Annotated in this window: 10 protein-coding genes; 3 read left to right on the forward strand and 7 right to left on the reverse strand. The window is 36.9% G+C overall.

Annotated features, from left to right (window positions below; all coding sequences use genetic code 11):
• Window positions 1-16 precede the first annotated feature (16 nt).
• The 3 genes from H6F39_RS02255 to cysH form a co-directional block, all read right to left on the reverse strand.
• Entirely contained in the window at window positions 17-1852 is a 1836-nt protein-coding gene (locus H6F39_RS02255) for an APC family permease (RefSeq protein WP_137907460.1), read from the reverse strand.
• A gap of 122 nt (window positions 1853-1974) precedes the next feature.
• Window positions 1975-3246 (reverse strand): exonuclease subunit SbcD, encoded by a 1272-nt coding sequence (gene sbcD / locus H6F39_RS02260; RefSeq protein WP_137907461.1) that lies wholly within the window; start codon window positions 3244-3246, stop codon window positions 1975-1977.
• 74 nt (window positions 3247-3320) lie between these two features.
• Complete coding sequence (cysH, locus tag H6F39_RS02265; RefSeq protein ID WP_137907462.1) at window positions 3321-4025, reverse strand: phosphoadenosine phosphosulfate reductase; 705 nt, start codon at window positions 4023-4025, stop codon at window positions 3321-3323.
• A 174-nt stretch (window positions 4026-4199) separates the two neighbouring features.
• Between cysH and psb32 the strand changes: the two genes are divergently transcribed.
• Window positions 4200-4949, forward strand: a complete 750-nt coding sequence (gene psb32, locus H6F39_RS02270; protein ID WP_190396144.1) for a photosystem II repair protein Psb32 — start codon at window positions 4200-4202, stop codon at window positions 4947-4949.
• Window positions 4950-4992: 43 nt separating this feature from the next.
• On the opposite strand, the gene H6F39_RS02275 is transcribed toward psb32, so the two are convergent.
• The 3 genes from H6F39_RS02275 to H6F39_RS02285 form a co-directional block, all read right to left on the reverse strand.
• Window positions 4993-5379: a DUF4346 domain-containing protein gene (locus H6F39_RS02275; protein WP_137907464.1), complete on the reverse strand. Its 387-nt coding sequence runs from the start codon at window positions 5377-5379 to the stop codon at window positions 4993-4995.
• A 127-nt stretch (window positions 5380-5506) separates the two neighbouring features.
• Complete coding sequence (locus H6F39_RS02280; RefSeq protein WP_190396145.1) at window positions 5507-6682, reverse strand: GNAT family N-acetyltransferase; 1176 nt, start codon at window positions 6680-6682, stop codon at window positions 5507-5509.
• 37 nt (window positions 6683-6719) lie between these two features.
• On the reverse strand, window positions 6720-7409 hold the full coding sequence (locus tag H6F39_RS02285; protein ID WP_137907466.1) for a RibD family protein: 690 nt from the start codon (window positions 7407-7409) through the stop codon (window positions 6720-6722).
• A gap of 382 nt (window positions 7410-7791) precedes the next feature.
• On the opposite strand from H6F39_RS02285, the gene H6F39_RS02290 reads away from it, so the two are divergent.
• The gene (locus tag H6F39_RS02290) at window positions 7792-9702 is read left to right on the forward strand and encodes an ATP-binding protein (RefSeq protein WP_137907467.1); all 1911 of its coding nucleotides are present in this window, start codon (window positions 7792-7794) and stop codon (window positions 9700-9702) included.
• Window positions 9703-9726: 24 nt separating this feature from the next.
• Complete coding sequence (locus tag H6F39_RS02295; RefSeq protein WP_190396146.1) at window positions 9727-10623, forward strand: hypothetical protein; 897 nt, start codon at window positions 9727-9729, stop codon at window positions 10621-10623.
• A 170-nt stretch (window positions 10624-10793) separates the two neighbouring features.
• On the opposite strand, the gene rnc is transcribed toward H6F39_RS02295, so the two are convergent.
• Window positions 10794-11516 carry a ribonuclease III gene (gene rnc / locus H6F39_RS02300; RefSeq protein ID WP_137907469.1) on the reverse strand — a complete coding sequence of 241 codons (723 nt, stop codon included), beginning with the start codon at window positions 11514-11516 and terminating at the stop codon, window positions 10794-10796.
• Between the last annotated feature and the right edge of the window lie 183 nt (window positions 11517-11699).

The raw sequence follows: 11699 nt of genomic DNA on the forward strand, positions 1-11699 counted from the left end.
TAACAATTGACAATTATCATAAGTAATATCTAACAGTCGTAACAATGCGACTTTTATTAACTCGTAAAGCATTTTTCAAAAACAAAGTTGTTTGATTATGTAAAATACTATCCCACCAATTACGAGGAACAAAAGCAGGAATAATGATAGTTGTGAAAACACCTGGGTGATTTTTCTGGAACTGACCAATAAAATCTACAATGGGGTCAATTACAGAACGATAGGGAGATTCAATAATTTCCAAAGGAATATCCGCTTCTAGATTTTGCCATTTTTTTTGTAATTCTTCCCGGTCTGTAGAACCAATATCTACGTGAACAGCAACAATTTTATCTGCAATTGTCCGCGCATAGTCCAAAGCTTCTACCGTTCCTCGGTTGAGTTGTCCCACTACAACTACCGCAGGGTGAGTGACAACTGCGGGTTTGGGAACGGAGATATAAGTCCGGGGTGCTAAATCGTGGATACTGAGACGTTGAGCTACATATTGATAATGACTATGAATAGCTGCAAATAGAGTAACTACTAAAGGAATTGCGATTACAACCAGCCAAGCACCTAATAGGAACTTAGTACAAATAATTACTAATAACACTATTAGGGTAGAAAATGCTCCTAAGCTATTCATGATTGCGCTTGCACGCCAACCTCTGGTTTGTTCTTGAAACCAGTGACGTACCATACCTGCTTGGGAGAGAGTAAAGGAAGTAAATACACCAACCGCGTAGAGAGGAATAATGGCGTTAACTTGACCTTTAAAGATAATTACTAAGACTCCTGCACAGATACTCAAGAGCATAATACCATTAGAGTAGACCAAGCGATCGCCCAAGAGAGATAATTGACGAGGTAAAAATCCATCTCGTGCTAAGAAATAACACAGTCTGGGAAAATCTGCATAACTGGTATTAGCAGCTAACATCAAAACCAGCAGAGTGACAATTTGCAGGAAATAGTAAACAGGTCCATTTCCCAAAATAACCCTACCCAAAAGAGAAACTACGGTTTGTCCTTCTTCGGGAACAATATGATAAATGTTTGCTAAGTAGCTGATACCCACAAACATAAATCCCAAAATCACTCCCAAATATAACAAAGTCAGGCGAGCATTTTTCCATTCTGGAGTTTTAAAAGCTAAAACCCCGTCAGATATTGCTTCTACCCCCGTTAGTGCGGTACAACCGGCGGAAAAAGCCCGTAAAATGAAGAATACACTTATGCCTTCACTAACAGGAAGAGAAGGATATTCAGTTATCACCTGCCCAGTGGTATATTTAAACAAACCAATGCCAATTAACAGAAAAATGCTGGTAATAAAGGCATAAGTAGGAACCATGAATATCTGTCCTGACTCCTTGACACCCCGGAGATTTGCCAGCATAATCAAAAAGATGAAAAACAAACACAGCAGGACAGTGTGAGATTTCAGTACCGGAATGGCTGAAGTCAAAGCGGCTGTACCAGCAGATATACTGACAGTTACAGTCAAAATATAATCAATCATCAGCGAACCACCAGCCACCAATCCGGGATAAAGACCGAGATTTTCCCTAGCGACAATGTAAGAACCACCACCTTGAGGATAGGCGCGAATGGTTTGACGATAGGAAAGGACTACTATAGCCAAGAGGACGATAATTGCTACAGCAATAGGTAAGGACAAACCCAGAGCGCCACTTCCTGCTGCGACTAAAACTAGTAAAATTTCTTCTGTAGCATACGCTACCGAGGAAAGAGCATCAGAAGAAAGAACCGCTAAAGCCGCACCGTTACTTAATCGCTCTTCGCTATGGGCGCTGGTTGGTAAGGACTTACCAAGGAAAAATTGCTTAATCTGAGGATACAAGGACATAGAAAGTCCACCAGATAAATGTGTTTATTTTTATTTAGTTGAGGACAAACTCAAGTCTGAGTTTATAGAATATAGCAATTTTGGCAGATTTGTAACATAATTAACTGTTAAGTTTTTTAGAGTTAGATCCCCGAATTTTTCAATAAGTCGGGGAGATTATATTTTATAATTTCCTGATCATCTGTTAACAAATTTTGTGCTGCTTCTAACATAGACGGGGCGATATCTTTTAAATCCTCCCGATTATTTAAGTATGTTTTCAAAGCAGACATTGGGTCAATACTGGTACTCGTACTCAATTCAGGAATCCGGGGTTTTGCTAACTGACTGACTAGTTCTGCTTGAATGGTGTAAGTATGGGCGGATTTTAAAGCACTGTGGAGGGAAGAGTTATCAATTAAATCCAATTGATCTGAGCGCAGTTTGTAAATCAGTCGTACCACATTATCTTGAATATCATATTTAGCAATTCCTTTTAATAAAGCTGCTTGTGGATCATCGTGTTTAGATAAATCTACTTCAATTGTCCGAAATATTCGCACCGGTAAAGGACAAAATTCCCAATTTACCTTCCCCTTTTCCAAGTCTATCATGACATAACCTTTATCTTCCTTCTCTTCACTAAAATCTACCCGTTCAATACTTCCCGGATAAATCACTGGTGGGTCATTAGATTTATTGAGATTTTGGTGTTTATGAACATGACCTAAAGCCACATAATCAAAACATGAGCGAGTTAACAAAGACAAAGGTAAAGTAAAACCCTTACCCACTGCTAATAAGCGTTCCGCGCCCAAAGTTGCATTATCAGCCATTAAATGAGCTAAAAGTACCGTAGGAATACTAGGGTCAAGACGACGAATTTCGCCTTCTATTACCACTTGTAAACGTTCTGTGAGTAATTGATTAACTTCGGCCAAAGAAGAACCCTGAGTTTCTTGACGAGTCATCAAAGTAGAACGAGTTAACCAAGGGAGAGTAATTATTTGTATATCTCCATTGCGGGTAGAAATGCGGTGAGTGGTCAAAGTATCACCAACCACAAAACCTGGTACAGCTAAAGTTCGGTAAATATTTAAACTAGCGCCTCCCAAACCTTGGGAATGTTGGTCATGATTTCCTACTAATAACACCGTGGGAATATCTGCATCTACTAAGCGACGAAATTGATGAGCAAAAGCTTCTTGAACATAGGGCGCAGGTGTCGCATTAGGAAAAGCATCACCACCAAATAAAACTAAATCTACATGATCATTTAACGCCCGGTCAATACACAAAGATAATGTCTTGACAAAATCCTCCAATCGTGTATTTAAACCTGTGAGGGAATTAACACGCCCGTGACAAAAACCGCTACCAATATGGATATCTGAAAGATGAAGAATTTTCATAATTTATTTAATTGTAGGATGATCCCCGACTGCTTCAAGAAGTCGGGGGTTTAGTCGTCTAGACTGCTAACAACTGACTAAATATGAATTCCGCACTCAGTTTTTTCACTTCCACGCCAACGTCCAGCGCGTTCGTCTTCACCTTCACCTACCTTAGTGGTAATAGGTTCGTCACCAATACTGGGATAACCTTGGTCATGGAGAGGGTTGTAAATTACCTTATGTTCAGCTACATACTCCCAACTTTGTTTACGGGTCCAAGTAGCTAGGGGGTTAATTTTCAATCTTCCCTTACCATCTAATTCTAATACAGGCATGGTAGCACGGGTAATAGCTTGATCACGACGGCGGCCTGTAATCCAGGCTACGGTATTCAGTTCATCTAAACCCCGTTGCAATGGTTCAATTTTGGTAATATCGTGGAATTTAGCAATATTTGTATCCCAAAGGGCTTCACCAAATTTAGCAGCAAAGGCTTCACGACTATCTACATCTGGTGTTTTATAGGTTTTTAAATCAAGGTTATAGATTTCTTTGACTTTAGCAACTAATTCTAGGGTTTGGGGAAAGTGATAAAGGGTATCAAGAAAAATTACAGGAACTGGATGCTCAAGTTCTGTATACAGTATATGTGTCAAGATGATGTCATCAACGTTAAAGGCACTAGTTTGTACCAGTCCCGTGGGGATATTGTTAATAGACCAAGCTAAAATTTCCTTGGGGGTTGCGGTTTCCAATTGCTGATTTAGTGCTACTAAGTCAAAGGTGGTAGAGGCTGTCATGATATTTCCTTAAACAAAGATTTTTTACTTTTATTAAATTTAATATTACCTTAATGAAGTTACATATCCCCGCCGATGCTGGAGTACAGGGAAAAGAACTTCTTACCAATTACCAATTACCAAGTCCCTCATTATGTAGTATTTTGATTGCAAGTCTGTTTAAGGATTCATACTATGCAACAGTTACTCAAAAAGTTATTTGGTAACAAAAAATACTTTACTCGTCTTCTTTTACCTTTACTGGTAATGGTGATGGGGACTTGGCTGTTTATTTTACCTGCTTCTGCTACTGGTGTATACGAAATGCCAGGTTTAACAGCAGATACTTGGATTTTAGATCAAGGTGATGTGATTAGCCGATTTAATGAAGGTAATTTGACTAAGACTTTCAAGGATTTGGCTCAGGAAACTGGTCAGGAGGTGAGACTTGTAACAATTCACAGGCTTGACTACGGTGAAACACCGGAAAGTTTTGGCAAAGGATTATTTACTAAATGGTTTCCAACCGCAGCAGAGCAAGCTAATCAAGTGTTATTACTAGTTGACACTGTTACTAATGGAACTGCTTTAATTAGTGGTGATAATATTAAGTCTCTATTGACTGATACGATCGCGCAGAGTATTACTGAAGAAACATTAGGTACATTTTTGCGTAATGGCAATAAATATAATCAGGGTTTTTTGGATGTGAGCGATCGCCTGGTTGCGGTTCTATCTGGTAAACCAGATCCAGGTCCCCCACAGAAAATAGAAACTGTCAAAGTAGAAGGAACGTTCACTAAAGCGGAAGACACTGATAAAGGCAATGCTACTGTTTGGGTTGTAGGGCTTTTAATTGCGGCTACTGTGATTCCCATGGCCACATATTATATTTACCAAGTGTTTCAACCAGCAACTAAAGAATCTAAAGAATCTGGGGAATAGGTAATAAGTGATGAGGTAAGTATTTACTCATCACTACTACTAATCAATCTTGAATATAATCTTTACCGCATACTAAAGCTAATTCAGCGCGGACAAATTCTCTACCTAAATAAGCTGCATGATCTAAGAAGGTAATAGGACAATCTGGAGTTTCTTCAAAGATCTTAATACAGAGTTCTTTGGCTGTGCGGCCACTAAATACGGTTGTGTGTGTTCTTTCCACCTTACCGCGTACGGGAATGACCTTACCTGTTTCTGGATCTACCGCTAAACCACGCTCATTAATAATATTAGTGAAGTGCTTGGCATAAATCAATCCTTCATTTTTATCTATGTAGATGATAAAATAGCCATTGGGGTCAAGATCAATATGACGCTGGGAAAGTTTATGATCAATTGCTGTCAAATCTTCAAGTAGTAAATCCTTCATGCTTTATCAAAAGTAAATTTATTGAGACAGTCTTTTTTAGATTACATCTTCAGTGTAATTATAGATCATTTAGGTAGATACCGGAATTCTGTGAGAAGTCCGGTATCTAAAAGCGATCTAGATTTTGCTATTTAAAAGGTAATTCTGCATTAATAGCGTCTATTTCTTGTTGTTCGATGTGATTGACTTCTCGAATCCAAGGGAGGATAATTTTTTCTAAACGGTGGTTATAAAAGCGGTGGAGACTGTGATTAGGAGTAGCAGGAAAACCACGGCGTTTTTTATGTTTACCACCAGCACCGGGATCAAAAGTTTGGATATTGTGAGCGATCGCCCATGCAATTGGTGTATAATAACAAGCGTCAAAATGTAAGCAATCTATGTCTTGAAAACTCCCCCAATAACGTCCATAGAGTTGATTATCTTTAAATAAACAAAAAGACATTCCCATGGGTTGACGCTGATCTTGATCTTGTTGGTGATAAGCAGCAAAAAATACAACGCGATGACGATAATTATGGTATAACTGTTCAAAAAATTGCTTTGTCAGATATTTGCTACCCCACCAACCAAACTTATCGCAAGTATCAGCATAGAAATCATACATTAAGGGAAACATAGATGGGGGAATTTCGTCACCAGTCATAGCTTGAAGTTTTAAACCTGCTTGTTCTACAGCTTTGCGTTCCCGTTTAATATTGCGTCTTTGATTAGCATTAAAGCCAGTTAAATAATCATCAAAAGTTGTAAAATCAGCATTTTTCCAAATATAACTATGATGTAACCAAGTTGTCAAACCCTGTTTTTCTAAAATTGGTCGCCATTGGGGATCAACATAGAGAAAATGACAGCTAGAAATGCGATGTTTAACACAAAAACTATCAATTTCATGGAGCATTAAAGCTGTAATTTCTTCCTCATCTTCTCCCGGTGAAATTAAAAACCGATAGCCTTCTGCGGGGGTAAATGGTGTCATTCCCAGGAGTTTGGGATAATATTCTATTCCTAAGCGAGATGCTAATTCAGCCCATTGATGATCAAAGACAAATTCCCCTTGGCTATGTCCTTTTAAATATAATGGAGCAGCAGCAATTAAAGTTCCATCTCGCCATAAAACCAAGTGATTTGGTAACCAACCAGCATGGGCTGTAGCGCTATGGGATACTTCCAAATTGTGCAACCAATCCCATTCTAAAAAAGGGGTTTTTAAGGGTATTGCTAAAGCATCCCAAGCAGATTTAGGAACATCCGCGATTGTGTGAGTCCAAGTGACAGAATAGTTAGGTTTGTGTGCTTTTATCATTGTGTAATTATTCAACAATTTAGGATTTTAGATTTACTTATGACTGATGAATTATCCGATAGTGTAAAAATACTTCTTGCTCAACTGTGGATACTTCTAGTAATTGTAACTGAGGAGCAAGAGCAGATAAAAATCCTTTTTTTCCTACCGGTGAAGGAGCAGTATTACCACCTAAAATCAGTGGACAAATAGTCAGCCAAATTTCATCAATTAAATCCAATTCAAGAAAAGATGCTACTAATTGTCCTCCTCCTAAAATAGCTAGACGGCTAATTTGTACACTTGCTAAGTATTTTACAACAGCCAGAATGTCAATTCCTCCCGTAGGAGTTTCAAATATTAAAATTTCCTCAAATGCTGAACTTTTTTCCCAAACAGAAGCCCCTATAGAAGTTGTGAGTAACCAACGTCTCACCGGTTGTTGAAAAAATTTAATGTCCGGATTTAGATTAGCTAAACGGGAAATCACTATATGAACAGGTTGGGGGTGGTTATTTACTTTTATTCTTTGTTGCAAGAGTATTGACTCTGATATTATCATTGTCGTACCGTAAGCACGAAGGGTATCAGCACCGAATAAAACAGCATCAGCAGCAGCAATTTGTTTCTCCAGATGGAGTTTATCATTTAATGAACCAAACCGAGCAGGGGAGCGGTTTAAATCTGCTATTTTGCCATCAGCACTCATGGCTAAAACTACTGTGGTATGAGGGCGATTTTCCATCATTAAGTTACTTTGATAATTTTTAGCTGCTGTGTAGATTTTCTCATAGTTTATAGCTATAAGACAATGTTGAGAAATTTTACTCCCTATATTGATATGCAACAATATTCACTATATCTACTTTTTATGATTTACATGATGTTTATTTTTAGGGAAAACAGATAAATTAATAGGCAGGTAATTGGTAATTGGTCATTGGTCATTGGTAACTGGTCATCGGTAATAACTTTTTAAGTTTTAATTTTCAATTTTTACCTATTTTCTATCTATTAAAAATTCTGATAACGCTGATTAAATCGGCTTTATCTTCTATAAAATGTCTCCTTTAGTGAGTGTAATTACATATCTTTTTATGGTGGTTTAAGAATGCGAAAAGAGACAACAGATGGTTAAATCTAGTCAATCGTCATTTAGACGAATTTTAGTAACAAGAATACTGCTGGTATTTGTCCCGGTTTTATTAGTAGGTGAATTAGTCGCCCTGAATAAAGCCCGTTCTAGCCTTTTTAATACAGCCAGACAAAATTTAACAGAAAGTGCAGTTAACAAAGGAGAAAAAATTAGTGACGATATTGCTGCTTTACGTTCCAATTTAATTACCGCTAGTCAAACGAAAGTAATTCATTCTGGATCATCTGTAGAAATTCAACAATTTCTTAAACAACTCAAAAACCAACTACCAAACCAAATTGATTGTTTACAACTCACCCATATTAAAAAAGGTGATATAATTGCTAGTAGTTGTGGTGATCAAGAAATTACCCCATCAGGTTTATCTCCTACCAATAATGATGTTGATATTCAATTTATATTACCACCTCCAGCAGGAAAAACTGGCAAACGAGATAAACAAAATCAACTCCAGTTGTTTTTATCAGTTCCTGTTGCTAATCAACGTGGTAATTTAGCTTACCGATTAAGCATTAAAACCACATTATATCAACAAACTCCCAATCATCCAGGCTCTCTGACTGGTTCTTTAGTTGTAATTTCTGAAGATGGTAGGGTTTTAGCTCATCTATTACCGGAAAGAATCGGTACTAATATTAAAAATTATCCCGATGTAGAAAGAATACAAGCTATAGTTAAAGATGCTTTAGCTGGAAGTAATAATTCTAGTAATTTATCTTTTAAAGAAGGAGAAGAATTGGTCGCTGGTTTTACAGCTACTACTAAACCTATAACCACAAAACCATCACAAAGATGGATTATACTAGCAGTTACAACTGTAGAAAATGCCCTATTTGGTTTAGAAGAAATTAAACTAATTCTGATTGTGCTAACAGTTGGTTTAATTGGTGCAAGTTTATTAGCATCATTTTATTTAGTTCCTTATTTAGCAGGTCCAGTAGAAGAACTGCGCGACTATGCTGTTAATCTTCATAGTCACCACGCAGCCCAACCTATTCCCCGTAATTTCAAAATTCGGGAATTTAACCAACTAGCACAAGCATTAGATCAAATGGTAGAAAGACTCAAAGATTGGGCTGAAGAATTAGAAATTGCTTGGAAAGAAGCTAAATCAGCTAACCAAATTAAAAGTCAATTTTTAGCAACAACTTCCCATGAATTAAGAAACCCACTTAATATTATTATTAATTGTGTTCGTCTGGTTCGTGATGGTTTGTGTGATAACAAAGAAGAAGAATTAGAATTTCTCAAAAAAGCCGATGATACAGCAATTCATTTATTAGGTTTAATCAATGATTTATTGGATATTTCTAAAATAGAAGCTGGTAAACTTTCTGTAATTATAGTACCTCTAGATTTACGTCAATTATTATTAGAGGTAATTAACTTACAATCAGTTAATATCCAATCCAAAAGACTACAATTAATTTGTGATATAGGTGATCAACCCATCCCAATTAAGGCAGATATAGTTAAACTTAAACAAGTGCTAATTAATATTATTGGTAACGCTACTAAATTCACAGATGAAGGTAGTATTCAAATTAGTACAAGTATTTACACAAATAGTCATCAGCCTTATGCTATAGTCTCCATTAAAGACACAGGAATTGGTATTGATCCAGAAGAACAAGGTAAACTATTTCGTCCCTTTGTCATGGTTGATGGTACAACTACGCGCAAATTTGAAGGAACTGGATTAGGTTTAGCAATTTCCCGGAATTTAATTGAACTGATGGGTGGTAGAATTAGTTTGCAGAGTTTGGGTTTAAATCAAGGAACGACGGTAATCATCAAATTACCCTTAACTGATCTAGCTTTATTACCAAATACAGAGAAAAAAGATGCTATTGGTAATGGAGTTAGGAGTCAAACTAGCCGATAAATTAAAAATTACAATATTCCTCAAATGAAACGATTTTTATCAAGTATTTTTTTCGTGACAACTTTATTAGTAGCTTCCGCTTGTTCATCAACTACTAAATCTACTAATAAATCTACTAAAGTAGAAGTTTCTCCTAGTATGATGATGAATCATGATCAAGATTCTATGGGTGGACATGAGGGACATTCTATGGAAAATATGAATCATGAAAATAATTCACAAACAACTACTAAAGCGACATTAAATACTCCCAAAACTTTAACTCCCAATCAATCAGTTAATTTAGTCATAGATATTCAAGATGCTACGGGAAAACCTGTAAATAAATTTGATATTTTCCAGGAAAAAATCATGCACTTAATTGTAGTTAGGGATGATTTAAACTCTTTTGCTCATATTCACCCCGAATACAAAGACAATGGACGATTTCAAGTAACTGCAAAGTTTCCAGAATCAGGAAATTATACACTTTTCAGTGATTATAAACCCGCTGGTGCAAGGGAAAATGTCTCTTTAATGAAGATCACAATTCCTGGTACAGTTTCACCCCCAAAAGATTTAGAAAAATTCACAAAAACTAAAACCTTAACAGATACTAAAGTCAATCTGAATATGTCTGAAAAAAATCTGCAAGCTGGTAAAGAAGTAAGTTTAATTTTTGATTTAAAAGACAATAAAAATCAACCCATTCAAGACCTACAACCCTACTTAGGAGAAAAAGGTCATTTAGTGATTATTAAAAGTTCGTCTCCCCTGACAAAATCCGATTATATTCATGCTCATGCACTCAAAAATAGCCCAGATGGAAAAATAGAATTTGAGACAAAATTTCCCAAATCAGGAATATATAAAATGTGGATGCAATTTAACCGTAATGGAAATATTAAAACCGCAGATTTTTGGGTAAAAGTAGAAGAATAGAAGCATAGATTAGGCGGTTATAAACCGCATCTACACAGACATAACCCACAAAGGTGGGTTTAAAATCCTTTTAGCCTCGTCCTCCCTTGGGGGGAGGTAATTGGTTTTATTTTGTATGTTATCACACCTGTAAGTATATATATTCACATATAAATATCAGATGATTTTAATTACTCCTCTGTCAGATGGGTGCTAATTAGCAAATAAGCCTCCTTTGCAGCAGCTTGTTCAGCGGCTTTAATAGAACGTCCTTTACCTTGTCCTAACATTTTTTCATGTAGCCAAACTTCAGCAAAGAAGCGTTCATGATTGCGGTGGGGTTGACTAATTTCTAAAACTCGATATTCTGGAAGAACCTTAAATTGTGCTTGAGTCCATTCTTGCAAAGCCGCTTTATAATTGAGTCTAGCAGGGTCAAGACGGATTTCTGTGGTTAGCTGTTGGAAATGGGGATCTAACCAAGGACGAATCAGGTTAAGATTTTGAGTGCTAAGGTAAAGCGCACCTAGAACTGCTTCAAAAGAATCTGCTAATCGTGATTCTTGCCCGATATGATCAGCAGTAGCACTACCAGCCACTAATAAATATAATTCTAAACCATATTCTCTTGCTAATTGGGCGAGAATGCGATCGCTCACCAAAACCGAACGAATAGCGGCAAAATCACCAACGGAGCAATTAGGGTAATGTTCCCATAATACCACAGCCGCCACGAGACGTACCACCGCATCGCCCACAAATTCTAGTTGTTCATAATTGGCGGTATCGGAGACGGTAGGATGAGTTAGTGCCAAGTCCAATAATTGCCACTTTACTGGTGCATTTAGTGACAAACCAAACTTTTGAACTAAACTTTCAAGCTGCCGTTGTCTTCGGGGATAAACGCTGGACATTAGGTAAGTGTGGAAAAAAGGGCTAATAACTCTTAACTTAGCATTAAATTATGGAGTATAAGTACAAGTTGTTTTTTGTGGAAAAATTTTCTGTCTGCATATTCTCAGAATTGCAACTAGCTGCGGAATATCGAATTGAGGTAAGATAGCATACCATAAATTTATGGTATAAGTTTACTTTAT

Origin of the sequence: Dolichospermum sp. FACHB-1250 (assembly GCF_014696335.1) — a bacterium.
Taxonomy (GTDB): Bacteria; Cyanobacteriota; Cyanobacteriia; order Cyanobacteriales; family Nostocaceae; genus Dolichospermum; species Dolichospermum planctonicum.

Coding starts and splice junctions, on each gene's coding strand:
- H6F39_RS02255 (WP_137907460.1), bottom strand. CDS start 1,852: ATGTCCTTGTATCCTCAGATTAAGCAATTTTTCCTTGGTAAGTCCTTA.
- cysH (WP_137907462.1), bottom strand. CDS start 4,025: ATGACAGCCTCTACCACCTTTGACTTAGTAGCACTAAATCAGCAATTG.
- psb32 (WP_190396144.1), top strand. CDS start 4,200: ATGCAACAGTTACTCAAAAAGTTATTTGGTAACAAAAAATACTTTACT.
- H6F39_RS02275 (WP_137907464.1), bottom strand. CDS start 5,379: ATGAAGGATTTACTACTTGAAGATTTGACAGCAATTGATCATAAACTT.
- H6F39_RS02280 (WP_190396145.1), bottom strand. CDS start 6,682: ATGATAAAAGCACACAAACCTAACTATTCTGTCACTTGGACTCACACA.
- H6F39_RS02285 (WP_137907466.1), bottom strand. CDS start 7,409: ATGATGGAAAATCGCCCTCATACCACAGTAGTTTTAGCCATGAGTGCT.
- H6F39_RS02290 (WP_137907467.1), top strand. CDS start 7,792: ATGGTTAAATCTAGTCAATCGTCATTTAGACGAATTTTAGTAACAAGA.
- H6F39_RS02295 (WP_190396146.1), top strand. CDS start 9,727: ATGAAACGATTTTTATCAAGTATTTTTTTCGTGACAACTTTATTAGTA.
- rnc (WP_137907469.1), bottom strand. CDS start 11,516: ATGTCCAGCGTTTATCCCCGAAGACAACGGCAGCTTGAAAGTTTAGTT.